The organism is Prauserella marina, from assembly GCF_002240355.1.
Lineage (GTDB): Bacteria > Actinomycetota > Actinomycetes > Mycobacteriales > Pseudonocardiaceae > Prauserella_A > Prauserella_A marina.
On the sequence record NZ_CP016353.1, the window covers coordinates 4,640,515 to 4,665,085 of the forward strand.

Below are 24,571 nucleotides of genomic sequence, written 5' to 3' on the forward strand. Positions count from 1 at the left end.
CACACGGAGGAATGATGCCAGCGAGCAAGTACGTCGGAAAGCACCGGCTCGGAACTCCTGGGCTCGTGCATTGCGTCATGCACCGCCCCGTAGCGGTCGCACTGGACGATTACCGGCGTAACTGGCTGACAGCGCTGCTGATACCGGCCAAGCACAGCCTCGCGGGCCTCCGTCGCAGGGCGCGTGCCGCCGCGCACGAACGCGCTTGGGCACCGGCGACCACATAGTCGTTCCCCGGGCGGCCTGGATACCGGCTGCCTGATCGGATTCACCGCACCTGGCGCCGTGCATTGTCATCGTGCAGCAGGTGAGAGCCTGACAGGGCGGCTGCCGAGAGGCGGGCTGGCGCGGCGGGCTCGCGCGTATTCCAGGTTGCCACTGCCGGGAAGCGGGTCGGCGCGTTACCGCAGGTTGCCACTACCGGGCAGGCTGGCGCGCGCGGCGGGCTGCCACTGCCGGAAGGCGGGCCGCGGAACCGCAGGCTCAGGTCTGGCTGTCTTCGCCGCGGATCTCGGGCGCGGCGTGGCAATGCCGAACTCGCGCCCGCCTCCGCCGAACTCGGCCCGTGTCAGCGCGGATCTCGCGTATGCGAACGCGGAACCCGTGGTCCTGAACGCTGATCTCGCGCACCCGAACGCGGAACTCGCGGCCCCGAGCACAGAACTCGCCTGCCTGAACGCGGAACTCGCCTGACTGAGCGCGGGACTCGCGACCGACTCGCGGCAACACGCCCACGCACCCAACACCCCACGCACCCGGCACCCACGCACCGGCGACCAGCACACCCGGCACCGCCACCCGGCGGCACTCCCGGCACCACCCGTCGGCGACCGGCGAGGCACGCACGCTCTGCCGACACGCATCGGCGCCTGTCGCGGCTCCCACACTCGATGCGGCATCGCCGCCAACCCGAAAACGCATCCGAAAACGGCGGTGGCCCCGATTCCGAAGAACCGGGGCCACCGCCGTTTTACCGTTGAACTGCTGCTACTCACGCACCGCCGGAAAGCTTCTCGCGAAGCGCCGCGAGCTGCTCGTCGCTGGCGAGAGTGCCGCCGCTGCTCTTCTGCTCCTGGCCCGACTGGCCACCGGAGGTGTAGCTCTGCTCACCGCTGCCGTCGCCACCGGTGGCGCTGTCGGCAACCGCCGCCGCGTTGGCCTGAGCCGCCTCGGCAACCTGACGCATGTGCTGCTCGTAGCGGGTGTGGGCCTCGCCGTACTGCTTCTCCCACTCCTCACGCTGCGTCTCGAAGCCTTCCTGCCACTCCTGGGTGTCGGGGTCGAAGCCTTCGGGGTAGATGTAGTTGCCCTGCTCGTCGTACTCGGCCGCCATCCCGTACTGGGTGGGGTCGAACTCCGAGTCGGACGTGAAGCCCTCGTTGGCCTGCTTGAGCGACAGCGAGATACGACGCCGCTCCAGGTCGATGTCGATGACCTTCACCATGACCTCGCCGCCGACCTGGACGACCTGCTCCGGGATCTCCACGTGGCGCTCGGCCAGCTCGGAGATGTGCACAAGGCCCTCGATGCCCTCCTCGACGCGGACGAACGCGCCGAACGGAACGAGCTTGGTGACCTTGCCCGGCACGATCTGGCCAATGGCGTGCGTGCGGGCGAACTGGCGCCACGGGTCTTCCTGAGTGGCCTTGAGCGACAGCGAAACGCGCTCGCGGTCCATGTCGACGTCGAGAACCTCGACGGTGACCTCCTGGCCGACCTCGACAACCTCGCTCGGGTGGTCGATGTGCTTCCAGGACAGCTCGGAGACGTGGACGAGACCGTCAACGCCGCCGAGGTCAACGAACGCACCGAAGTTGACGATCGAGGAGACGACGCCCTTGCGGACCTGGCCCTTGGCGAGCGCGTTGAGGAACTCGCTGCGCACCTCGGACTGGGTCTGCTCCAGGTAGGCCCTGCGGGAGAGCACGACGTTGTTGCGGTTCTTGTCCAGCTCGATGATCTTGGCTTCGAGCTCACGGCCGACATAAGGCTGCAGGTCGCGGACGCGGCGCATCTCGACAAGCGAGGCGGGAAGGAAGCCACGCAGGCCGATGTCGAGGATGAGGCCACCCTTGACCACCTCGATGACGGTGCCCTTGACCGGCTCGTCCTTCTCCTTGAGCTCCTCGATGGTGCCCCAGGCCCGCTCGTACTGAGCGCGCTTCTTGGAGAGGATCAGCCTGCCTTCTTTGTCCTCCTTCTGAAGGACGAGGGCTTCCACCGCATCTCCGACCGCGACAACCTCTGCCGGATCGACATCGTGCTTGATGGAGAGCTCGCGCGAAGGGATGACACCTTCGGTCTTGTAGCCGATGTCGAGCAGCACTTCGTCGCGATCGACCTTGACGATGGTGCCTTCGACGATGTCACCATCGTTGAAGTATTTGATTGTCTTGTCGATAGCTGCGAGGAAGTCTTCCTCCGACCCGATGTCGTTCACGGCAACTTGCTGTGCCTGAGCGGGAGCAGTCGGGGCGGCGGTGGTGTCGATGGTCATTAGGTGGGTTGCTCCGGTAGCGGATTGGTGTAGGAGTGTGAAGTTTACGTAGCGCACTGAGAGACACAAGGCAATTACGTGCGGCCGTGCGTTCGTCGAGGTCATCGACAATGAACGGCCGCGAGCATCACCTTATGGTGCGCGACCCTAGCTCCCCAGCACGTGCACCGCTGAGTCAAGAGCAGCGCGAACCCACTGCGCTAACAGACATCGTACGCGGCACTCCACTAACCACACAATCAGGGTCGGCAAAGATCGTGGCCGCTGTCCTGCGGGAGGATGCCGCCGTGTCCGTACCCACTCCAGCCGACCGGCATGCCACGGCGGAACACCTGCTCGGCACGGCCGGGGTCGCGCACCGCGACGTCGGTTCCCCCGAGGCGACCTCGGCCAATCTGGCCTGGTGGAACGCCGATGCCGACACCTACAACCAGACCCACGGCGACTTCCTCGGCGACGCCGACTTCGTGTGGTGCCCCGAAGGTCTCAGCGAGGCCGACGCCCGGTTGCTCGGGCCGGAGGAGCGGCTGGCGGGCGCCGACATCCTTGAGGTCGGCTGCGGCTCCGCGCCGTGCGCGCGCTGGCTCACCCGGCAGGGTGCGCGCGTGACGGCGCTCGACCTCTCCTCCGGCATGCTGCGGTACGCCCGCGACGGCAACGACCGCACCGGCCTGCACCCTTCCCTGGTACAGGCGAGCGCGGAGCACCTTCCGTTCGCGTCCCGGTCCTTCGACATCGCCTGCTCGGCGTTCGGCGCAATCCCGTTCGTGGCGTCGGTGGACGCGGTGTTCACCGAACTCGCCCGAGTTCTGCGGCCGGGAGGCCGCTGGGTCTTCTCGGTGACTCACCCGATGCGCTGGATCTTCCCCGACGATCCCGGGCCACACGGACTGACGGCGAGCCAGCCCTACTTCGACCGCACGCCCTACGTCGAGATCGACGAAACCGGCAAGGCCACCTACGTGGAATACCACCGCACGCTCGGCGACTACGTCCGCGCGCTGTCGGCTGCCGGCTTCCGGCTCGACGATCTCGTCGAGCCGGAGTGGCCGGATGGCCACACCAGGGTGTGGGGCCAGTGGAGCCCGTTGCGCGGAAGGCTGTTCCCGGGGACAGCGGTGTTCAGTTCGGTGCTGGAGGCATGAGACTGGACGGATGAGCGGATTCGCCGGGCTCGACCCGCTGCTGCCGGAGCGGGTGGACGCGGGCGAAGGCGAGCGGATCGGCACGGCACTTCCTGGTGGCGGCCAGGTCACCGGAGTGCTGTACCGGGCGAGCCACGAGGGACTGACCGGGTTGTGGCACGCGCGGCACACGTGGGAACTGACGCCGTCGACTCCGGCTCCGGGCGCCGCCGGTATGACCGCGCTGCTGCGGGCGGTGCGCGACCGGATCACGGCAAGCGGCGCCTCGGCCGATTCGGCCGTCGCCGTCACCTGGCCGAGCAGGGCCGTCGACGTCATCCCCGCTCTTGTGGAACGCGGTCTCGTCCCCTACAGCGTGCTCGCGGTGCGTGACCGGCTCCAGCGACCGGAACCGGCTGGCGGCGTCGCGGTTCGCCGCGCCGGCGAAGCCGATCTCGACGAACTGACCGCGCTGTGGCTGAGCGAACTGCGTTACGGCGCGCTCGTCGGCTCGTCGGTGCCCCGGGAGGGGGCGGCCGAGCTGCTCGCGGGTGAACTGCGCAGGGCACTCGGGTCAGGCGAACCGGTCTGGGTAGCCGAATCGGGCGGCATCCCGGTCGGGTTCGCCGCATGCGGAAGGCCCTCTCCCGACGTCCGGCGGCTCCCGCAGGGAGGATGGGGACACGTCGGCACGGTGTCGGTGGCCTCGGCCGAGCGCGGCACCGGCATCGGCAGAGCGCTGATGGCGACGGCGCACAGGGAACTGCTCCGCGAGGGCGCGCGCGGCACGTTCCTGTTCTACAGTCCGCACAACGCGCTGTCGTCGGTGTTCTGGCACCGCCAGGGTTATCGTCCTTTGTGGACAACCTGGGAGGTCCGGCCGGCGTCAGCGCTGCGCTGAAGGGGGTGTCATGCGGGCCGAGCTCGTCGTCGCACAGACCCACCGCTTCACGCGGATCGATCCGCTGCTGCCACCGGCCCGTCCTGTCGCGGAAGGACTCGAACTGGTGGCGACGCTGCCGGACGGCGACAGGGTCGCCGGGAAGCTCAGCGCGCCGACCACCGCCCCGGAGAACTGGATGCTGCACCCCGTCATCGGCGACAAGGGAACGCGGGGAATGGACGCGATCCTGCGGGCGGCGAGGGCGGCGCTGGATGGAACGGAGACTCAGCCAGCTGCCTCGTGCACGGTGACCTGGCCGAGCAGGGACGCCGAGGCGACGAGGGCGCTGCTGGACCATGGGTTCGCGCCGTCGTCGGCGCTCGCGATACGCACGGCGTCCGGCGAGCCCGCCTCCCCCGGCGACATCCGAATCCGTACCAGCCGCCCCTGCCTCGACACGTTCGTCCTCGACGCCGAACTCGCGGGCGCACCCGCGGGAACGGTCACCGTCAGCGAGGTCGATGTCGCTGACGCCGGCCCGCTCGGCGCTCTGCTGCTCACAGGAAGGTGGGGACTGCTCCGAGGTCCGCTCGTGCCGGAGACCGTCAGGCGCAGAGGCTCCGGATCGGCGCTCATGGCCGCCGCGCACGCCGAACTCGGCCGGGCGGGAATCGGCAGGAGCCACCTCGTTCACGATCCGCACGACCCGGTCACCACGGTGTTCCTGCACCGGCACGGCTACCGTCCACTGTGGACCACGTGGACGGCGAGGCCGCTGTCCGTGATGCGCTGAACCGCCACCGCACACGGTCAGTGCCGCAACAGCGTTGCCCCGCTACATCACGCTTACCCCGGACGGCCTATTTTGCACAGACCCGTCGCAGCAGAAGGAGGCGTCATGCAGGTGGTTGCCAACCGGGTCTCCGTGGCCGGTCCGCGCGGAACGGCATTGCCTTCCACCTCGCTCACGATCACGACCGGCGAACTGATCGTCGTCAACGGTGAGTCCGGCACCGGCTGCACCGCGTTCGGTCTCGCCCTCACCGGAGCGCTCCGGCCGGACACGGGCGAGGTGACCGTCGATGGGGCGGCCGACCTCGCGAGACTCCGGAGACACAGCGCGCTGGTCGACGCTCCGCGAGTCAGCGCTCCCGAAGGCCAGCTGCCGGTTCACGACGTCGTCGCCGACGAGCTCGCCTTCGCGGACCTGCCGTCCGACCAGACCGCGGTGAGCCGCCTGCTGGCCGGCCACGACCTGTCCCGGCACGCGGAGACCAGGATCGACGACCTGCCAGCCGAGTCGCGGACCCGCCTGCTCACCGACCTCGCCGCGCTGCGACCGGACGTGCGGATGCTCGTACTCGACCGTCCCGACCGGCACACCGGCGACGTCGAGGGCTGGCCGATGCTCGCGCACGAGCACGCCGAACGCGGCCTCGCGGTCGTCGTACTCACCGCCACGGTGAGCGTCTCCAGCCTGTTCCTGCCCGTGGCCCGCCTCGGTGAGCTGGATCAGCCTGCCGCGCAACGATGCGCCCCCGAGGTTCCGGTATGAGGACACGGTCATCGCGCGCCGTTGCTCACGTCGCGGCACGAATCAGAAAGGGCACGAAGGACGGCCGGTCGGGCGTCAGGGCCGCGTTCCGGATCGCGGTCGGCGAACTGCGCAGGACGGCAGGCAACCCGAAAGGCAAGCTCGCCGTCGCGGCGCTGCTGCTGCTTCCGCTGCTCTACGCCTCGGCACAGCTGCTGATCACCCACGACCCCGACGACCGGCTCGATTCCTTGTCCGCCGCGCTCGTCGACGACGACAAGGGCGGCGGCCTCGGCGCGCGACTGGCCGGAGAACTCGGCACGGACGGCGGCTTCGCGTGGGAGGCCACTTCGGCGAACAAGGCGGAAAACGGGCTCGGCAACGGCGATTACGCCTTCACCGTGACCATTCCGGAAGGCTTCGCCGACGGGCTGGCGCCGGGAGCCGGTGCCCCCGCCCCGCTCGCGCTGACCGTCGGCGAGGACGGCGGCTATCTCTCCACCGCCATCGCGAGCCAGGTGACCGAGCAGGTGCGGGCCGCGATCGCCGAGGTGGCAGGCGAAGGCGCCGCGAACCGGGTCCACGTCGACCTCGTCACGGTCACGGGCTCACCTCGGCAGGCGGCTCAGCTCGCCGAATCGGCCCGCGAACTCGGCGAAGGCGAGCGAGCGCTCGCCACCGTCTCCGGAAGGCTCGCCACCGGGGGTACCGGGCTCGCGACGGGACTGACCACCCTGAGGGCCGGCACCGAGCAACTACCCGCGCAGACGGCGAAACTGGCGACCGGCGCCGAGCAGGTCGCCACGGGGGCCACCACGGCGGCAGCCGTGGGAAACCAGCTCGTGAGCGGTTCGGCGACCCTGCGCGCCACGCTGGACGACGCACACGGCGAGCTGACACAGCGCCTGCGCGCAGGAGGACTGAGCGAGGCCGAGGTGACACACGCGGTCGAGGTGTTCGGCAGGCTTCGCGTACCGATCGACGCGGCGACGACTCAGGCGAGGCAGGCCGCGGCCGACCTGCGCGTGCTGGCCGACGGCTCGCACAGGGTGGCGACGGCGAACCGGCAACTCGCCACGGCGACCTCGACACTGACCACCGGGATCGCCGACGCTTCCGACCACGCCAACGAGCTCGCGGGCACCGCTGCCCGGCTCCACGAGGGAGTGGTCACCTCGGCCGACAACACGTCGAGGTTCGCCGCCGACGCCGACGCCCTGCACACCGCGTCGGGTCAGGAACGCGGTGACGCCAGCGGTGCCGGGCTGCCGCCCCTGAGTTCCGCCGATTCTCCCGGCGGCCCTCCGGCGACGGAACGCACGGCGATCGCCCCCGTCGTGCTGGGGCTTGCGGCCTGGATCGGCGCGATGGCGCTGTTTCTGCTCCTCCGCCCGCTCTCGGTACGAGCGCTCGCCGCGGGGGTCGCATCGTGGCGGGTGAGCCTCGGCGGCTGGCTGCCCGGCGCCGCGCTCGGAGCGGCACAGGTGCTCGTCCTGTTCGCGGTGGTGGCGTGGCTTTCCGGGCTCGAAGCGGGGATTCCCGCCTCGGCGGGGCTTCTCGTGCTGATCGCGCTGACCTTCACCGCCATCGGGCACGCGCTCGCGGCGCTGTTCGGCAGGATGGGCATCCTGCTCATGGGTGTCCTGCTGGCCGTGCAGTTCGTCAGCGTGGGCGCCGCGCTGCCGTGGCGGGACGTTCCGGACGCGCTCGGGCCGCTGAACGCCGTGCTGCCCATGGGCCACGCCGTCGAAGGGCTCCAGCACGCCCTGCTGCGCCAGGGTGACTCGCTCGTGCCCCACGTCGCGGTGCTGTGCGCCTACCTCGCCGTGGCCGCCGTGGTGTCCTGCCTTGCGGCGTCGCACCGTCGCGTGTGGACTCTCGACCGGCTGAGATCCACGCCCGCTCGGTGACATGCCGCGGTTGGCGGTCCCCACAGGGCGGGGACCGCCATTCGCGCGTGCGGGTCAGTGAGCGGCGTCGTTCCAGGACTGGCCGAAACCCACCGAGACCTCAAGCGGTACGGCGAGGTCGTATGCCGCGCCCATCTCCTTGCGCACCAGCGACTCCACATCGGCGTGCTCGCCTTCGGCGACTTCGAGCACCAGTTCGTCGTGCACCTGCAACAGCACCCTGCTGCGAAGCTTCGCCTTGGCGAGAGCGCCGTGCACACCGAGCATGGCGACCTTGATGATGTCGGCCGCGCTGCCCTGGATGGGAGCGTTGAGCGCCATACGCTCCGCCATCTCCCTGCGCTGCCTGTTGTCGCTGGTGAGATCGGGCAGGTAACGGCGGCGGCCGAAGATCGTCTCGGTGTAGCCGTCCTTCGCTGCCTTCTCGACCACGCTGTGCAGGTAGTCGCGCACCCCACCGAACCGGGCGAAGTAGTCGTCCATCAACGTCTTCGCCTCGTCGGTGGAGATCCGCAACTGCTGGGAGAGGCCGTAGGCGGACAACCCGTAGGCGAGGCCGTAGTTCATGGCCTTGATCTTCGCCCGCTGCGCGCCGGTGACGTCGGCCGGTTCCACCGCGAACACCCGCGCCGCCGTCGCCGCGTGGAAATCGAAGCCCGACTGGAACGCCTCGATCAGTTCGGTGTCGCCGGAAAGGTGCGCCATGATGCGCATCTCGATCTGGCTGTAGTCGGCGGTCATCAACTGGTCGTAACCGGAGCCGACGACGAACGCCTCCCTGATCCGGCGGCCCTCGTCCGTCCTGATCGGAATGTTTTGCAGGTTGGGATCGACCGAGGAGAGCCGCCCCGTCGCCGCGATCGTCTGGTGCAGGGTGGTGTGAATCCGGCCATCGTCGGCGATCGACTTGATCAGCCCTTCGACCGTGGTGCGCAGCCTCGTCGCGTCCCGGTGTTCGAGCAGGTGTTGCAGGAACGGGTGCTCCGTCTTCTCGTACAGCGTCTGCAACGCGTCGGCGTCGGTGGTGTAGCCGGTTTTCGTGCGCTTTGTCTTCGGCATTTCCAGCTCGTCGAACAGCACAACCTGGAGTTGCTTCGGCGAGCCGAGGTTGATCTGCTTGCCGATGACGCGGTACGCCTCCTCCGTCGCCTGCTTGACCCTGCTCGCGTAGTGCGCTTCGAGCGTGGTGAGCTGGTCGAGGTCGACCGCGATGCCTGCCGCCTCAAGATCGGTGATGACTTCGAGCAGCGGCAGTTCGATGCGGTCGAGCAGTTCGGCCCCGCCGATCTCGCGCAACTCGCCTGCGAGCGCGCCGGCCAATTCGGCGACCGCCTTCGCCCTCACCAGCTCGCCGTGAACGAGCTGGGTGTCGCCGTCGTCGGCGTCGAGCAGGGAGAGCTGGCCGTCGTCGGCCGATTCCTCCGAGCGCAGCTCCCTGTGCAGGTAGCGCAGCACGAGGTCGTCGAGCCCGAACGAACGCTGGCCTGGCCGCACCAGATACGCGGCCAGTTCGGTGTCCATCGCGAGCCCGCCGACCTTCCAGTTTCTGGCGAGCACGGCGTGCAGCGGCGCCTTGAGCGAATGTCCGACCTTGCGCACCGAAGGGTCGGCGAGCCAGGCGACCAGAGCCTTCTCGTCGCCTTCATCCACAGTGGACACGTCGACGTATGCGCCTTCGCCGTCGGGCGCCGCCAGCGTGACCGAGTGGAGATCGGCCCGCACCGAGGAGCCTGTCGCGCGGAAGGCGACGCCCGCCGTCGTCCCGGAGGGCACGTGCTCGTCGAGCCAGTCGGCGAGCGCACCAGGCTCCAGCGCGCCGCCGCTGACCTCGAACCCCTCGTCGGCCTCGGGCTCGGCGCTGGTGAGCGAGGCGAAAAGACGGTCGCGCAGCACCCTGAACTCCAGCTCGTCGAACAGCCGGTGCACCGCTTCCCTGTCCCACTGCTGCACGACGAGGTCGGCAGGCTGCTCGGCGAGTGGCACGTCCTTGACCAGCTCGGTGAGCTGCCGGTTGAGCATCACCGCGTCGATGTGGGCGCGCAGCGCGTCGCCGACCTTGCCCTTGACCTCGTCGACCCGGTCGACCAGCTCGCCGAGACTGCCGAACTGCTTGATCCACTTCGCCGCCGTCTTCTCGCCGACGCCGGGGATGCCAGGCAGGTTGTCGGAGGGGTCGCCGCGCAGTGCCGCGAAGTCGGGGTACTGCACCGGGGTGAGCCCGTACTTGTCCTCGACGGCCGCCGGGTCGAAGCGCACCAGATCCGAAACGCCCTTGCGCGGGTAGAGCACCGTCACCGAGCCGTCGACCAACTGCAACGCGTCGCGGTCGCCGGTACAGATGAGCACCTCGTAGCCCTGCGCCTCTGCCTGGGAGGTGAGCGTGGCGATGAGGTCGTCGGCCTCGTAGCCCTCCTTCGCCAGCGAGGGAATGACCAGCGCCGCGAGGATTTCCTTGATCAGCTCGACCTGGCCCTTGAAGTCGTCCGGCGTCGTCGAGCGGTTGGCCTTGTAGTCGGCGAACGCCTCGGAACGGAACGTCTTCCTCGACACGTCAAACGCCACCGCGAGGTGAGTGGGGTTCTCGTCTCTCAGCAGGTTGATGAGCATGGAGGTGAACCCGAAGACAGCGTTGGTCACCTGACCCGTCGACGTGCGGAAACGGTCGGCCGGTACGGCGAAGAAGGCGCGATAGGCCATCGAATGACCGTCGATCAGCAACAGCCGGGGTGTGTCGTTCGCTACGGAGGTGTTCTGGTTGGGGCTCACGACCGTGAGTCTAGGGTGAGGCCCTGACAGTCCTGCCTGTCGTGTCGAACTAGGAGCGCTGAGTGACCGAGCACGTGTCTGAAGAAGAGATCCGCGAGCAACTCGCGGGTATCAACCCAGAGGTCGCGAACCAGCAGCTCAACGACAAAGTCGGTCTTGCCTTCACCGAACTGGGCGCCGAGCGGGTCGTCGGCACGATGCCGGTCGCGGGCAATCTTCAGCCCTACGGGCTGCTGCACGGCGGGGCCAACGCGGTGCTCGCCGAAGCACTCGGCTCGACCGTCGCGGCGCTCAACGCGGGCGCGGGCAGGGCGGCGATGGGGCTCGAACTGTCCTGCACCCATCACAGGGCGGCCGTGGCAGGCGAGGTCACCGGTGTCGCCGTTCCGCTGCACGTCGGCAGAAGCACCATCACCACGGAGATCGTCATCACCGACGAATCCGGCAAACGCACCTGCACGGCGCGGCTGACCTGCATCGTCAGGGACAAGCCACCGGCGGCGTAACGTAACGGCCGTGGATCTGGAACCGGCCCAGGTACGCGCCTTCGTCGTCACGGCGGAACTGAGGAACTTCAGCAGGGCGGCGGAGAAGCTGTTCCTGAGCCAGCAGGCACTCTCCAAGCGCATCGGCAGGCTTGAGCACGTCCTCGGCGTCTCGCTGTTCGCGCGCACCAATCGCGCGGTCGAACTGACCCACGACGGAGCCAGGTTCCTGCCGCACGCCGAGGAGTTCCTCCGGGCGCACGACGCCGCTCTTTCCGCGTGGGCCGCCGACGACCGCCCCGTGCGGATCGACCTCGTCGACAACCGGCTCTCCCCCATGTTCATGCTGCGCAGGCTCGCCGAGCGCGATCCGGCGTTGCGAGTGGAGCGTTCGTGGCGCCACGGGCTGGCGAACACGATGGAACCGTTGCTGCGTGGTGAGGTCGATCTCGCCTTCGGCAGGGTCGGCGGCCACGGGACGGAGCTGGCGGCGGAGCTGACCCACCGGCTCGTCAGACTGGAACCGCTCGTGGCGCTGCTGCCGCCGGAGCACCGGCTCGCCGATGGGCCCGCCGTCAGGATGACCGACCTGCGCGAAGAGGGAATCTGGCTGCCCTCGCTCGCCGGGCCCGCCGAATGGCTGGGTTTCCTGCGCGCGATGAGCGATCAGCTCGGCGTAGCGCTCGACGATTCCGGCATCACCTTCGACCTGCGGCACACGCTCGAACAGACCCGCAACGCCGAGAACAGGGTCACCCTGGCCGGCGCCGACATGGACCTCGCCCCCGACCTCGGTCTGCGGGTGCTTCCGTTCGAACCGAGCCCGCTGTTTCCGTGGTCGGTCATCTGGCGCAAGGACATGAAGCGGCCTTCGGTACGCAAGGTCCTCGATCTCGCCGGCGAGACGAGCGAGGCGGAGGGCTGGTGCGAACACGACCCCGAACGCTGTTGGCTTGCCGGCCTGGTCAGCGCAGGTACCGCGCGAACCAGGCGGTGAACTCGGCGTCGGCCACCTCGGCGTGCTCGGTCTGCGGAGCTGCCTCGACGCCCGGTTCCTCGGCGAGCGCGTGTGCCATGCCGGGTACCTCGACGAGCTTGGCTTCGGCACCGAGTGCGGCGCGCAACTCCACCGCGGGCTCACGGAAACCCGGGTCGTCGTCGCCTCCGACGACGAGCAGCACGGGCACGCCGAGTTCCTTCGCCCTGCGCACGTAGTCGTATTTGTCGGCGACGGCCGAGGAGCGTTCGCTCCACTCGTACTCGACGCCGAAGCTCCGTTCGTTCGCGCCGACCGCGCCCCGCAGGCTGCACACGGGACTCACCAATGCCGCGGCGGCGACCGGGACGTCGGCCCTCGCGGTGACCTCCAGAGCCACGCCCGCGCCTGCCGATCCTCCGGCGACCCCGACCGGGGAGTCGGTGATGGACAGTCGATCGCGCAACGCGGCGACGACGGAAGGGAACTCGGCTGCCGCCTGTTCGACGACCGGCTCCGCCACGTTGAGGACATAGTCGCTCGCGGCGAGCGCGAAGAACTCCTCAGCACCTCCCTTCGGCGCTCTCGCGCCGAACATCGGCAGGCCGAGGTAGACCCGCCACGCGGGGAGTCCCGTCATCGGCAGCGCGGCGGCCATCGCCGACTCGCTGCGTGGCGCGTCCATGAGGTGCCAGGTGACCACGAGCGGAGCGGGACCGGTGACGCCGCCCGGTGGCAGCGCGACGAACGGCACCCCTTCGACGACGCCGGTGATCTCCGTGTTGTCGGCCGGTCGCATGTTTCCTCCCGCACTTGTCGGTTCTGTTGTGGACTCCAGTAAACGACCGGCGCGACCCCTCGGTCCAACAGCTTTCGGCTGCCCCGCGACAACCAACGGTTGTGATGGAGGGCCCGCGTCGCCGCGAAGCCGGACGGCTAGCCTGGCCCGATGACCAACGACCGCGCCGAAGGCAACACCCCATCCGGCACCGCTGAACTGGCCGAATGGGCCGGCCGATCCGGACGCGACGTCGACCTCGGCGAGGCGGCCATACTGCTGACGTTGCTCGCCGACGAACTGGAGGTCGGCGAACTGGCCGAGCTGCGGGTCGGCGACATCGAGGAACTGCTGCTCGACGTCTACCCCGATGTCTTCGAGGTCGGCACCGAAGAGGACGTCGAGCGGATCACGGCCACCATGCGCGCCCTGCTCGCGTTCGGCGCGGACACCGGCAAGATCCCCGCGAAACGGCACGACGCGCTGGCGAGCGAACTCGACACGCTCACCCCCGCGCTCGACGAGGCCATGCTCGGGGCGGACGAGGAGGAGATCGACCTCAAGGAGGCGTATGGCCTCCCCGACACCCTCGGCCCGCTGCGACTGCCGGGCAACGACGAGCTCGCCGACGCCGCGCGCGCGAGCACCCTGCTCGCCCGCACGAGGGAACTCGCCGTGTGGTTCGGCGAGGGACGGCCGCTCACCGCCGACGGTGAGGTGTCACCGGAGGACGTCACCTCGGTCGCCGAAGACCTTGATCTCTCCGAGACCGACCTGACCCAGTTGCTCGCCCTCGCCGAAGACATCGACTTCATCGCCCCCTCGACCAGCGAAACCGAGGAAACCGCCGACGACTCCGGCACGATCGCGCTCGGCGAGGGAGCGGATTTGTGGCCGGACGGGTCGACGGAGGACGTACTGGACGTCTGGTGCCGCGCGCTCACCGCGAGCCTCGCGTGGAGCCTGCTCGCCGACGCGGAACGGGCCGACGAGACCGACCTGGAGTTCGCCGCGGCTGGAGTGTGGTTCATGCCGCTGTTCCTCGCTCGCGGTGCGGGACTTCCGGTGACCCAGGTCGACGAGATGATCAAGGAGGTCGCGACGGCCGACCTCACCGTCGACAGGGCGGGGCAGGCGTGGGAATCGTGGGTCGCCGAGCACGGGGAACCCAGCGAGGTCCTGCTCACCAGGCTCGCCGAACTGGGCGCCGTCGAACTCTTCGAAGAGACCGACAACGACACCGGCGCGGTGGAGCTCACGGTCGTCGCCACGCCGCTGGCGATGCACGCCATGCGCCTTGAACTGGTCGACTCCGGCGTCGAGATTCCACTGCTGCCACCGCATGACGAGATGACGGCGGCCGACCTGATCGCCGTCGGCGGCAGCGGCCTCGACGACGAACTCGACGACGAGTTCGCCGCGTGGCTCGAACGGAGGGACGCGGCGACCGCCGTCGCGGAACTCATGACCGTCGTCACCGAGGGAGGACCGGCGGAACGACTCGTCGGCAGCATGCTCGTGCGCGCGCTCGGCGCCGAGGCCGAATCGCACTGGCGCGAGGCGATCGGCAATCCGAACCTGCGCGCCTACGCCAAACTCGCGTTGCTGGCGCTGGAAGGCGAACGTCCCGAGTGGCAGCCGGAGCGAGCCGACCTCGCGTGGCTCGTCGCCGACTCGCTCGCCGCGGCGGGTTCCGAGGTCGCTCCCGAGGAACTCGCGGAGGCGCTGCCTGCCGACAACGCCGAACTGATCGACGAACTCTGGCGCATCGACCACCCCGACGCGCACCGGGTACTGACCATGCTCGGTCAGCACCCGGACAAGGCGATCGCCAAGGCGGCGAGGAAGGCGGCGTTCAAGGCGGCCGACCGGCTGCGCTGAACGCCGCCGCGTCAGGCGACGCCCAAATAGGCTTCCTTGATCGAATCGTCGGCGAGCAGTTCCCTGCCCGATCCGGTCTTGACGATCTCGCCGGTCTCCAGCACGTAGGCCCTGTGCGCGCGCGACAGCGCCTGCTGGGCGTTCTGTTCGACCAGCAGCACCGTGGTGCCCTGCTTGTTGATCTCCGTGATGATCCGGAAGATCTGCTGGATGAACTGGGGCGCGAGCCCCATCGAAGGCTCGTCGAGCAGCAGCAGTTTCGGCTTGGCCATCAGCGCCCTGCCGATGGCGAGCATCTGCTGCTCGCCTCCCGACAGAGTCCCGCCTGCCTGGCTACTGCGTTCCTTGAGCCTGGGGAACAACTCGTAGACCTGGTCGAGTTCGGCGTCCAGGTTCTTGCGGTCCTTGCGGGCGTATGCACCCATGTCCAGGTTCTCGGCGACCGTCATGCCGGGGAAGATTCCCCTGCCCTCCGGAGCTTGCGAGATTCCTCTGACGACCCTGAGGTCGGCCCGCAGCCGCGTGATGTCCTCACCCTCGAACGTGATCGTGCCCGAGGAAACGGGCCGGATCCCGGAAATCGCCCTCATCGTGGTCGATTTCCCGGCCCCGTTCGCGCCGATCAGCGTGACGATCTCGCCCTCGTCGACGGTGATCGTCAGGTCCGACACCGCCCTGATCCGGCCATAGTGGACGGACACACCGGAAAGCTCAAGCAAGGTCATCGTCTGGCACTCCCAAATACGCGGCGACCACGGCCGGATCGTCCCTGATCTCGGCAGGGACGCCTTCGGCGATCTTCTTGCCGAATTCCAGCACGACGATCCGGTCGGTCACGCCCATCACGAGCTTCATGTCGTGCTCGATCAGCAGCACCGTGTACCCGTCGTCGCGGATCTTGCGGATCAGCCCCATCAACTGTTCCTTCTCGATGGGGTTGAACCCGGCCGCCGGTTCGTCGAGGCACAGCAGTTTCGGTTCCGTCGCCAGCGCGCGGGCGATCTCCAGCCGCCGCTGGTAACCGTAAGGCAGATTCCTCGCCTTGTCGGCCGCCCTGTCGGCGATACCGACGAAGTCGAGCAGCGCCATGGCCCGCTCGATCGCGGCACGTTCCTCCTTGTGATGCCTCGGCGAACGGATCAGCGCACCCATGACACTGGTCTTGTGCCTGGCGTCCGTACCTACGACGACGTTCTCCAGCGCCGTCATCTCGCCGAAGAGCCGGATGTTCTGGAACGTCCTCGCTATGCCCCGCCTCGTGATGTTGTGCTTGGCGAGTTTGCCGAGCGGTTTGCCTTCGAGCAGCACCTTCCCCGACGTCGGCCGGTACACCCCGGTCATCGCGTTGAAGCAGGTCGTCTTGCCGGCGCCGTTCGGCCCGATGAGGCCGAGAATGTCGCCGCGCCTGATCCCGAAGGACACCGAATCAAGCGCGGTCAGCCCGCCGAAGCGCACGGTGAGATCTTCGATCTCCAGCAGGGTCTCGCCGACGTCGACGGCGATCTCCCTTTCCGGGGCGACGACCTCGGCGACCTCGGCCTCGTGTTCGGCGAGTTCTTCCGCCGTCATCTGCTGGAGTTCGGCGACAAGGCCGCCTTCCGCCGGCACCTCGGGACCGTTGCCTGGCGCCGTCATTTCACGCCTCCGTCGCGGTCACTGGACACCGAAGCGTCGTGGCTGATCTGCTCGCCCTTGCCGAGTAGTCGCTGGTACGCCTGTCTACCGTAGGTGAGCAACCGTTGTCGCGCACCGAGCAGACCCTGCGGCCGGAAGATCATCAGAATGATCAGCGCGAATCCGAATATCAGGAACTTGTATTCGGCGATACCGAGGAACCGCAACGGCACGTACGCGACGACGAACGCGCCAAGCAGTACCCCGACCTTGTTGCCGGAGCCCCCGAGAATGACAGCGGCGAGGAACAGCATCGACGTCACCACGTCGAACTTCTGGTTGTTCACGAATGCCAGTTGCCCGGCGTAGAGCGCACCGGAGAGCCCGCCGATCGCGGCGCCGATGACGAACGCCCACACCTTGAACTTGAACGTCTGGACACCCATGATCGCGGCGGCGTCCTCGTCGTCGCGGATCGCGACCCACGCCCTGCCGACCCTGCTGCGTTCCAGGTTCCCGACGAGCAACAGCACCACGATGATGACGGTGACCGTGAGGACGTACCACGGTTTTCCGTCGGTGTTGTTGAACAGCGCGGTCCCGTCGGCATTGGTACCGGGTGGATGACCGACCTGCTGGAAGCCCTGGTTTCCGCGCAACGGTTCGATGTTGTCGGCGAGCAGCCGGACGATCTCACCGAACCCGAGCGTGACGATGGCCAGGTAGTCACCACGTAGTCGCAGGGTCGGAGTTCCCAATATGACGCCGAAAACCATCGTGATCGCCATCGCGATCGGAATGACGGCGAGGAAGGGCAGCTTCGTGAGCACGGAGTCCGGGCTGGTGAACAGCGCCGCGACATAGGCGCCGACCGCGAAGAAGCCCACGTAACCGAGGTCGAGCAGCCCGGCCTGGCCGACCACGATGTTGAGCCCGATGGCGATCAGCGCATACCGCGCGACCTCGAACATCGCGATCGGGAAATCGTAGCCGGGTTCGGTCGTCAGAATCGGCGGGTTCAGCCACGGCAGCGCGTAGATCAGCAGAACGACCGGGATCATCACCGCCCACTGCGTCGGCCGGTTGAGGTTGTTCCACCATTCGCTGAGCGAGCGCCGCTGACCGGCTCGCGTGTCCGTGGTCGTCATACGCGTGCCTTTCCGAGCGACTCACCGAGAATGCCGGTCGGGCGGAACATCAGGATCAGCACCAGCAGCGCGAAGGCGACGACATCCTTCCATTCTCCGCCGAACAGAGACTGGCCGTAGTTCTCCATGAGGCCCAGCAGCAGGCCGCCGAGCAGCGCGCCACGCAGGTTGCCGATACCGCCGAGCACCGCGGCGGTGAACGCCTTGATGCCGAGCAAGAATCCGCCTTGATACCAAGCGCCCTGGGGGATCTTCATCATGTAGAACAGGGCGGCCGCGCCCGCGAGGAAGCCACCGATCAGGAACGTCATGATGTAGACGCGTTCCTTGTTGACCCCCATGAGGGTCGCCGTGTCCGGATCCTGCGCGACGGCACGGATGCCGCGGCCGAACCTGGTCTTGTTGACGAAGGTGTCGGCGATGAGCCACAACAGGATCGACGCGACGACGATGATGATCGTGATGTTGGTGACCGTGGCGCCGAAGATCTCGAACACCGGTTCCGGTCGCAGCAACCGGATCGCCTGCTCGGGGTTGGCGCCCCGCCAGATGAAGATGAGCTGCTGCAACACGAACGAGGCACCGATGGCCGTGATCAGGAAGACCAGCCGGGGAGCGCCCCTGTTCCTGAGCGGCCGGTAGGCGACCCTTTCCAGCGCGAACGCCGTCGCGCCGGATACGGCCATGGCCGCCAGCAGCGCGAGGAACAGGAAGCCGATCAGTTCGAAGATCGCCAGTTCGGCCGTGGGGCCGGGGCGGAAACCGAGGCCGTAGAAGGTGAACCACGTCGCGTAGGCGCCGTAGATGAACACCTCGGAGTGGGCGAAGTTGATGAGTTTCAGTACCCCGTAGACGAGGGTGTATCCCAACGCGACGAGCGCGTAGATGCTGCCCTGGGCGAGCCCGTCGACCGTGTTGCTCCAGAACTGATCGACGAGTCCGGCGACGTTGAAGTCGATCCAGCCGTTGTCCTGGGCAAGGAGGAGCCCCGGCATTTGGTGATATATGGACAATGCGTTCTCCAGGAGTGGCCGGGGCGCGCGCCGACGGGATCCTCCGTCGGGCGAGCGCCCCGGCTACAAGGTGCTAGAACCGGATCAGTCGGGCTTGATCTCGGTGTTGCGGATGATCTTTCCGTCCTCGACCTTGTAGGTCCACACGGTGGATGCCGCGAGTTCGCCCTTCTCGTCCCACTTGAAGCTCTTCGTCAGGCCCTGGCCTTCGTAGTTCTTGACGTATTCGAGCAAACCGGCCCTGTCGGTCACCCCGGAGTCGATGCCCTTGAGCAGGATCGTCGCGATGTCGTAGCCCTCAGGGGAATACGTTCCCGGCTCCTTGCCACCGGAAAGCTGCTTGTAGCCCTCGGTGAATTCGGTGAACTGGTCGGCGGGCACGCAGGGGCAGGTGAAGTAGACGCCCTCGGCCGCGTCACCGGCACTCTTGACGAACTCGTCGTCCTTCACGCCGTCCGGACCGACGAAGGTGGCCTCGACACCGGCGTCGTAGAGCTGCTGCGCGAACGGCGACGCCTCCTGGTAGTAGCCGGAGTAGAAGATCGCGTCTGGGTTGGCGCTCTTGATGCTGTTGACGATCGCGGAGAAGTCGGTCTGCTTGGTCTTGACCTTTTCCTGGCAGCTGGCCGCGTCGCCGAGTTCGTTGCTGATCGCGTTGGCGAGGCCGACGCCGTACTCGGAGTCGTCCCGAACCACGCACACCGACTGCGCGCCCAGCTCGCCGGTGATGAACTTCGCCGCGGCGGGGCCCTGGGCGTTGTCGTTGCCGAGACCGCGGAAGAAGGTCTTCCAGCCGTTCTCGCTCAGCGCGGGGTTGGTGGCGGAAGGCGTGACCTGGACGAGGCCCTTCTCGTCGAAGATGTTGCCGGCGGCCTTCGACTCACCGGAGAACGGGAGGCCGACGACGCCGATGATCTCCGGCGTGTTCACGACCTGGGTGACGATGCCCGGCGCGCGGTCGGGAGTGCCCTCTGTCTCGAACTCCTTGAGGACGACCTGGCAGTCGGGGTTGGCATCGTTGTGGCGGTTCACCGCGAGTTTCACGCCGTTGAGGATGTTCTGCCCCAGCGCCGCGTTCTGGCCGTTGATGGTGCCCGCGTAGGCAAGCGTGGTGGTGGGGTCGCACTTGGCGTTCCCGTCACCGGCGGGATCCGCCGCGTTCGCCGCCTCGGCGGGGGCGCTGGCCTGAGGCTGCTGCGCGTCGTCACCGCCGTCGGCCCCGTCGTCGTTGCGTGCGGCGCACGCACCGAGCGCGAGCGACGCGGCCGCCGCAAGCGCGAGAACCCGCCCAAACCGTGCTCTTGACACATTTCCTCCCAATGTCTTTCAAGACGCAGGTTCTCCACTTGCCCCGAAAGTCGAGGACCTGACATGGGCGATGAAAGTAGCCGTCCGCCCCATTTCTTGAACAGCGGCGCTGAGGGTTGTATCCACATCGTGACGGTGGCGAATGTGTTTTACGGACAATTAATGCCCGATTGACGCTGGCGTCGTCATCGGGTCTGAACCACCGGTCGACGCCAAGGTCGCCGCACTCACCACCACGCGGGCACGAGAGCAGGATCACAGTACCGGAGATCGACGGCGGCGCCAGAGCAGAAGCGAAGATCTTTCGTAATCGCCAGGTGCACACAAAAAGAACCACCCTTCGTCTGTGACTCAGGTCACAGACGAAGGGTGGTTCTGGCAGGTGCGGGGAAGGCTACTTGCTGCCGATGCTCTCGATCACGGCCTCGGCGACGGCCTTCATCGTGGTGCGGCGGTCCATCGCGGTCCGCTGGATCCAGCGGAAAGCGTCCGGTTCGGTGAGCGCCTGCTGGGACATCAGCAGACCCTTGGCCCTGTCGATGACCTTGCGGGTCTCCAGCCGGTCGGTGAGCCCGGCGACCTCGGATTCGAGTGCCTGGAGCTCGGCGAACCTGCTGACCGCCAGCTCGATGGCCGGGACGAGGTCGCGCTTGGCGAAGGGCTTGACCAGGTAGGCCATGGTCCCCGCGTCACGGGCGCGCTCCACAAGGTCGCGCTGGCTGAACGCCGTCAGGATCACCACGGGAGCAACCCGATCGCCGGTGATCTTGGCAGCCGCCTCGATCCCGTCGAGCTTGGGCATCTTCACGTCGAGAATCACGAGGTCGGGCTTGAGGTCGGCGGCGAGTTTGATCGCCTCTTCCCCGTCGCCGGCTTCGCCGACCACCTCGTAGCCCTCTTCACGCAACATCTCGACGAGGTCAAGGCGGATAAGCGCTTCGTCCTCAGCGACGAGAACTCGACGCTGTGGTGCGGTGGCGACACCGTTGGCCTCGGTAGCCGCTTCGGTCACCGGGGTCCTCCTGGGCGGATCGACGGGTTGGACAGGTTGCGGCATGCCGCAACTGCGAGGCTACCGGGAAGAGAGTCGCCGCATGAGATGGCGTTCGACACGTGGAATGAGGTCGCTTCAGCGCGACACGTCGGCACGCACGTGGTAGCCCGAATGCTAGGTGCCTGGAGCCACCGAGTAAAGTCTCCGATCACGCCCCCGTAGCCCAATCGGCAGAGGCAGCGGACTCAAAATCCGTCCAGTGTGCGTTCGAGTCGCACCGGGGGCACTCTCTCAAACCTGGCAAAATCGGCCCCTCACCAGCGCAAACCCGGTGAGGGGCCGATCTTGTGCTGTCTCACTGTGTCTCGCTATGAACCGCCTTCATCCGGTGTTTGTGGACCATGTGTGGACCCGACCTAGTCCGAGTCGAGTCCCAGCGCGCGAACGATCCCGTCGAGCGCGGATTGCTGCTGTCCTGCGATGATCTCCGCAGCACGTCCGTAGCGAGCCCGGTCGAGACGCATGCCGCAAGTCGTGCGTCCCTCGTGCCGACGGAGGCACATTCCTCGTCCATCATTGCCACCTTGCCCCTACGCGCACTGTCGACCCGCCCACGCCCAGCCCGACGGGTTGCAGAACAGTCGGGCGAAAAAATCAGCGTCCTCCCCTGCTTACGCTGCCGGGAGCCCCACAGTCACCCAAACATTGGAGCGGACGACCTGCGAGGCTGCCATTCGATGAACCGGCCCTCCAGCGCTGCCACAGCTTTTACCTATGATCGCGGTTCTGTTACCACACGTATTTCGACCGCCTCCTTGACGTAGTCCATTTCATTTTTTTTGGCAGCCGATTTCGGGGAGGCAGGCTCCGTTCTACGCAGTAATCCAGCGAGTTGCAGAAGGACGCACGTTTGCGAGGCACCATCTTCGCCGGAGCCGGTGATCGATGACGGAGTGTGCCTCGGCCGTCCGGCTGGAAACAGATCGCGAGCGGTGCGCTACGTGGCTGCGATCAGTCTTCTCGTTGACCGGCCCGAGTGGACGATAGTCGATTCGCCACACAGTCGCTCACGCCGTTCCATTCACATTGCCTGGCGGAGGTTCGTACCGGACGGCGCCACGAGCTTCCTTCCCCACGTCAGGAAGTTCCGCTTGTGGCCACAGAGCTGGTTGCCGCAAAGTGCCCCACTCCGGTCGTGACTGGTTCGCGGTTGCCTTCGCTCCCAACAGAAGTCCGCGACGTTCAGCGACCATCGATGACAGCCGATCGACCGACTTACGGTTGCACGGGTGGCGCCACTGGCGCCTTTTGTAACCTCAGGACGGTGCTGGTTCACCGTTTCAGTTGCCCAGCACACCAGCCGCAAGTGCGGTGAGTAGTGCGAAACCGAGCGAAATTATCGCGCAAGTTACCGAGCGGAACTTCCGTCGCGCGATCTTGCTCGTGGCCCACAGTTGTGTGATCACGGCGTCTTGCAGTCTTTCATGCTGTTCAAATAGCGCACGGCAGGCGGTCGAAAAGTCGGCGGCCGTCGTGTACCGGCGCGCGATGTTGTCGAAATGCAGGAGAGACCGGGAACCTCCTGTGCGCAGCCGCGGGACGAAAGCCCGCAAGGACAACAAGATACTCACGGAGACCAGGGCGATGCTGAGCAATAGCAGACCAGTATGGAACCAACTTTCGCGCCATTGTGTCGGCGACGGGACAGCTCGAACCACGATCCCACCGAGAACGCCGGCTGACGCCAGCACGACCCCGGCTTTGGCGTCGGCTACCTTGATGAGGTCGTTGATCTGTGACAGGGCCTTCCACGCGTCATCACTTTTGGTCATATGAAAGATTTTGCTGTCTCAGCGCACTCCGGCCAACGCCATTGGAGTGAGACGGTCGCGACACGCATGGCATGCTCTATTCGGGCGAAACCCGCCGAAGATCTTCACATAGGATCGCGTACGCCTGTACGGAATGATCGTGCAAGAAAACAAGAATCGCGTGCCGCGAGGGTTCCGCGCGCTAGTGGGTGAAAGGCTTTGGGCAGCACTGCTAGGTAGTGGTGTCGCCCAACACCACCGTCCGGGGGCACATCTACTGCATCAGGGCGAACGAGGTGATCATCTGTTCGCACTGACGAACGGCCGGGTCAAGGTGCTGGCGGGCGACATCGAAGGTTCGAGGCTGTTGCCGTCGTTGCGGGCGGCAGGAGATCTCGTCGGCGAGATGGCCGCGCGACCGGATTCGCATAGGTCGGCCAACGTACAGGCGCTTGATCACTGCATGTCCCGCTGCCTCACTCGCGCCGATTTCGACCGCTTCCTGCGTGACCACAACGCGGACGGACTCTTCCGCGACTACTTGGTGGCCAAGCTGTCCGAGACCGTGCCGTATCAACTACAGCAGGTGCATCTGCCCCCCAGGCACCGAGTGGCGCGGCTGATACTCGAAACCATGTCGCTGGCCGACCCCGATGACGGTAATCGCGTCACGATCCCCTTTTCACAGGAAGCACTGGCGACAGCCCTTGGCCTGGCTCGCAGCACGGTCGCCGATCAGATATCCGCACTGCGGGCATGCGGCGCACTCGGCCAGGGGCCACGGCTGGTGGTCGCGAACGACCGGATCCTCGCGACCGAGGCCAGAGTCGTCACTCGATAGTGACACACGTCACGAGCACTTTGTCCGGCGGCGGACAACGTGGGCAGCGTGCGCACGTCATCGTGTTCCTGCTTCGTAAGCCCCCGAGAACACAGCGACCTGGAAAGGAAGCCAAATGAACCTGCGAGCAGCACACGAATCATCCGAACTGCCATCCTATCGCGCGCTCATGGTCGTCGACATGAAGAACTTCAGCGGAGAGAAGGGCCGCGACCACGCCGGTGTCACCCAGCAAATTCCGCTGCTACTCAGGCAGTCATTCCACCGGTGCGGCTCTTTCGATCTGTGGAACGCTGCCCGCTTTCACGGAACGACAGGGGATGGTTACTTCCTGGGTTTCAAGACACGCTATCTTCCACTCCTGCTGAACCCGTTTCTGGTGGCATTGCAGGACGAACTTGAGTACCAGAACCGAATCAGCACTGTTGAACAGCCGATGCGGATGCGGGTGAGCCTCACGGTCGGTCCGATGACCGACTCTGGCCGCAACACGATTAGCGACGGCAGCGGGGACGCACGGATCGAGGCGCACCGGATGATCGACGACGAATCAGTGAGAGACCTGTTGGCGCGGTCGAACAACACCACATGCGTGGCAGCCATTGTCTCCGCCAGAGTGTACGAGGACGTCGTGATTTCCGGCTACAGCGCGGAAGACCCCGATCTATATGTCCCCGTTGGCGTCACGGTGAAAACCTACTCCGGCAGGGCCTATCTGCGGGTGCCGAAACCCTCGGGTTCTCTGCTGAGTCAAGGGTTTCGGCGTCCTGGAGAGAATCAGAACGTGGATCTTGCCGGAACGGGCGAGGCAGACAACGCCAGGCAGGGTAAAGCGAGCTACGTCGGAATATCGAACGCCAACGGCCCGGTCGGCCAGGTCATAACTGGGCACGGGCAGACCATCCACACTGGTCATGGAATGCAGTACAACAGTATTCCACAATCGGACCCAAAACCCGCGATCGATCCGCACGAGAACCCGCACTAACGCGTCAGCGCCAAGGGAGC

21 protein-coding genes and 1 tRNA gene are annotated in these 24,571 nt (G+C 66.9%); 12 read left to right on the forward strand and 10 right to left on the reverse strand.

Annotated elements, in window-relative coordinates; all coding sequences use genetic code 11:
• Nucleotides 1–14 precede the first annotated feature (14 nt).
• The gene (locus tag BAY61_RS21755) at nucleotides 15–227 is read left to right on the forward strand and encodes a hypothetical protein (RefSeq protein WP_091809902.1); all 213 of its coding nucleotides are present in this window, start codon (nucleotides 15–17) and stop codon (nucleotides 225–227) included.
• A 764-nt stretch (nucleotides 228–991) separates the two neighbouring features.
• Here the strand turns inward: BAY61_RS21755 and rpsA are convergent.
• Nucleotides 992–2,497 (reverse strand): 30S ribosomal protein S1, encoded by a 1,506-nt coding sequence (gene rpsA, locus BAY61_RS21760; RefSeq protein ID WP_091809764.1) that lies wholly within the window; start codon nucleotides 2,495–2,497, stop codon nucleotides 992–994.
• A gap of 287 nt (nucleotides 2,498–2,784) precedes the next feature.
• On the opposite strand from rpsA, the gene BAY61_RS21765 reads away from it, so the two are divergent.
• The 5 genes from BAY61_RS21765 to BAY61_RS21785 all read left to right on the forward strand — a co-directional run bounded on the left by BAY61_RS21765 (nucleotide 2,785) and on the right by BAY61_RS21785 (nucleotide 7,948).
• Nucleotides 2,785–3,642, forward strand: coding sequence for a class I SAM-dependent methyltransferase (locus BAY61_RS21765; RefSeq protein WP_245865326.1), 858 nt, complete (start codon nucleotides 2,785–2,787; stop codon nucleotides 3,640–3,642).
• A 10-nt stretch (nucleotides 3,643–3,652) separates the two neighbouring features.
• Nucleotides 3,653–4,522, forward strand: coding sequence for a GNAT family N-acetyltransferase (locus tag BAY61_RS21770; protein WP_091809761.1), 870 nt, complete (start codon nucleotides 3,653–3,655; stop codon nucleotides 4,520–4,522).
• 10 nt (nucleotides 4,523–4,532) lie between these two features.
• Nucleotides 4,533–5,297: a GNAT family N-acetyltransferase gene (locus tag BAY61_RS21775; protein ID WP_091809759.1), complete on the forward strand. Its 765-nt coding sequence runs from the start codon at nucleotides 4,533–4,535 to the stop codon at nucleotides 5,295–5,297.
• Nucleotides 5,298–5,402: 105 nt separating this feature from the next.
• Nucleotides 5,403–6,059, forward strand: a complete 657-nt coding sequence (locus tag BAY61_RS21780) for an ATP-binding cassette domain-containing protein (RefSeq protein ID WP_091809758.1) — start codon at nucleotides 5,403–5,405, stop codon at nucleotides 6,057–6,059.
• A complete protein-coding gene (locus BAY61_RS21785; RefSeq protein ID WP_091809756.1) occupies nucleotides 6,056–7,948 on the forward strand; it encodes a YhgE/Pip family protein in 1,893 nt (630 codons plus the stop codon). The genes BAY61_RS21780 and BAY61_RS21785 overlap by 4 nt, the downstream gene beginning before the upstream one ends.
• A gap of 54 nt (nucleotides 7,949–8,002) precedes the next feature.
• Here the strand turns inward: BAY61_RS21785 and polA are convergent, their stop codons facing one another.
• The gene (gene polA / locus BAY61_RS21790; protein WP_091809754.1) at nucleotides 8,003–10,714 is read right to left on the reverse strand and encodes a DNA polymerase I; all 2,712 of its coding nucleotides are present in this window, start codon (nucleotides 10,712–10,714) and stop codon (nucleotides 8,003–8,005) included.
• A gap of 62 nt (nucleotides 10,715–10,776) precedes the next feature.
• On the opposite strand from polA, the gene BAY61_RS21795 reads away from it, so the two are divergent.
• Both BAY61_RS21795 and BAY61_RS21800 read left to right on the forward strand, forming a co-directional pair.
• Complete coding sequence (locus BAY61_RS21795) at nucleotides 10,777–11,220, forward strand: hotdog fold thioesterase (RefSeq protein ID WP_091809752.1); 444 nt, start codon at nucleotides 10,777–10,779, stop codon at nucleotides 11,218–11,220.
• A 10-nt stretch (nucleotides 11,221–11,230) separates the two neighbouring features.
• Nucleotides 11,231–12,196 (forward strand): LysR family transcriptional regulator, encoded by a 966-nt coding sequence (locus tag BAY61_RS21800; protein ID WP_091809751.1) that lies wholly within the window; start codon nucleotides 11,231–11,233, stop codon nucleotides 12,194–12,196.
• On the opposite strand, the gene BAY61_RS21805 is transcribed toward BAY61_RS21800, so the two are convergent.
• Nucleotides 12,165–12,974, reverse strand: coding sequence for an alpha/beta hydrolase family protein (locus BAY61_RS21805; RefSeq protein WP_091809749.1), 810 nt, complete (start codon nucleotides 12,972–12,974; stop codon nucleotides 12,165–12,167). The two genes, BAY61_RS21800 and BAY61_RS21805, sit on opposite strands and share 32 nt — an antisense overlap.
• Nucleotides 12,975–13,124: 150 nt before the next feature.
• Between BAY61_RS21805 and BAY61_RS21810 the strand changes: the two genes are divergently transcribed.
• The gene (locus BAY61_RS21810; RefSeq protein WP_091809747.1) at nucleotides 13,125–14,834 is read left to right on the forward strand and encodes a hypothetical protein; all 1,710 of its coding nucleotides are present in this window, start codon (nucleotides 13,125–13,127) and stop codon (nucleotides 14,832–14,834) included.
• An 11-nt stretch (nucleotides 14,835–14,845) separates the two neighbouring features.
• Here the strand turns inward: BAY61_RS21810 and BAY61_RS21815 are convergent, their stop codons facing one another.
• From BAY61_RS21815 to BAY61_RS21840, 6 genes are all read right to left on the reverse strand, one after another.
• On the reverse strand, nucleotides 14,846–15,559 hold the full coding sequence (locus BAY61_RS21815; RefSeq protein WP_091809746.1) for an ABC transporter ATP-binding protein: 714 nt from the start codon (nucleotides 15,557–15,559) through the stop codon (nucleotides 14,846–14,848).
• The gene (locus BAY61_RS21820) at nucleotides 15,546–16,469 is read right to left on the reverse strand and encodes an ABC transporter ATP-binding protein (RefSeq protein WP_091809744.1); all 924 of its coding nucleotides are present in this window, start codon (nucleotides 16,467–16,469) and stop codon (nucleotides 15,546–15,548) included. The genes BAY61_RS21815 and BAY61_RS21820 overlap by 14 nt, the downstream gene beginning before the upstream one ends.
• Nucleotides 16,466–17,596: a branched-chain amino acid ABC transporter permease gene (locus tag BAY61_RS21825; protein ID WP_091809734.1), complete on the reverse strand. Its 1,131-nt coding sequence runs from the start codon at nucleotides 17,594–17,596 to the stop codon at nucleotides 16,466–16,468. Before BAY61_RS21825 ends, BAY61_RS21820 begins: the two co-directional genes overlap by 4 nt.
• A complete protein-coding gene (locus BAY61_RS21830) occupies nucleotides 17,593–18,591 on the reverse strand; it encodes a branched-chain amino acid ABC transporter permease (protein WP_091809732.1) in 999 nt (332 codons plus the stop codon). The genes BAY61_RS21825 and BAY61_RS21830 overlap by 4 nt, the downstream gene beginning before the upstream one ends.
• A gap of 102 nt (nucleotides 18,592–18,693) precedes the next feature.
• The gene (locus BAY61_RS21835; protein ID WP_211323635.1) at nucleotides 18,694–19,917 is read right to left on the reverse strand and encodes a branched-chain amino acid ABC transporter substrate-binding protein; all 1,224 of its coding nucleotides are present in this window, start codon (nucleotides 19,915–19,917) and stop codon (nucleotides 18,694–18,696) included.
• A gap of 394 nt (nucleotides 19,918–20,311) precedes the next feature.
• Nucleotides 20,312–20,929 (reverse strand): ANTAR domain-containing response regulator, encoded by a 618-nt coding sequence (locus tag BAY61_RS21840; protein WP_091809729.1) that lies wholly within the window; start codon nucleotides 20,927–20,929, stop codon nucleotides 20,312–20,314.
• Between the two features lie 194 nt (nucleotides 20,930–21,123).
• Between BAY61_RS21840 and BAY61_RS21845 the strand changes: the two genes are divergently transcribed.
• Nucleotides 21,124–21,197 (forward strand) — tRNA-Leu (locus BAY61_RS21845).
• Nucleotides 21,198–22,251: 1,054 nt separating this feature from the next.
• Here the strand turns inward: BAY61_RS21845 and BAY61_RS21850 are convergent.
• Nucleotides 22,252–22,743, reverse strand: a complete 492-nt coding sequence (locus BAY61_RS21850) for a Pycsar system effector family protein (protein ID WP_091809727.1) — start codon at nucleotides 22,741–22,743, stop codon at nucleotides 22,252–22,254.
• Between the two features lie 133 nt (nucleotides 22,744–22,876).
• On the opposite strand from BAY61_RS21850, the gene BAY61_RS21855 reads away from it, so the two are divergent.
• Together BAY61_RS21855 and BAY61_RS21860 are read left to right on the forward strand one after the other, a co-directional pair.
• Complete coding sequence (locus tag BAY61_RS21855) at nucleotides 22,877–23,563, forward strand: Crp/Fnr family transcriptional regulator (protein WP_091809724.1); 687 nt, start codon at nucleotides 22,877–22,879, stop codon at nucleotides 23,561–23,563.
• A 115-nt stretch (nucleotides 23,564–23,678) separates the two neighbouring features.
• Complete coding sequence (locus BAY61_RS21860; protein WP_091809723.1) at nucleotides 23,679–24,551, forward strand: hypothetical protein; 873 nt, start codon at nucleotides 23,679–23,681, stop codon at nucleotides 24,549–24,551.
• The last annotated feature ends 20 nt before the right edge of the window (nucleotides 24,552–24,571 follow it).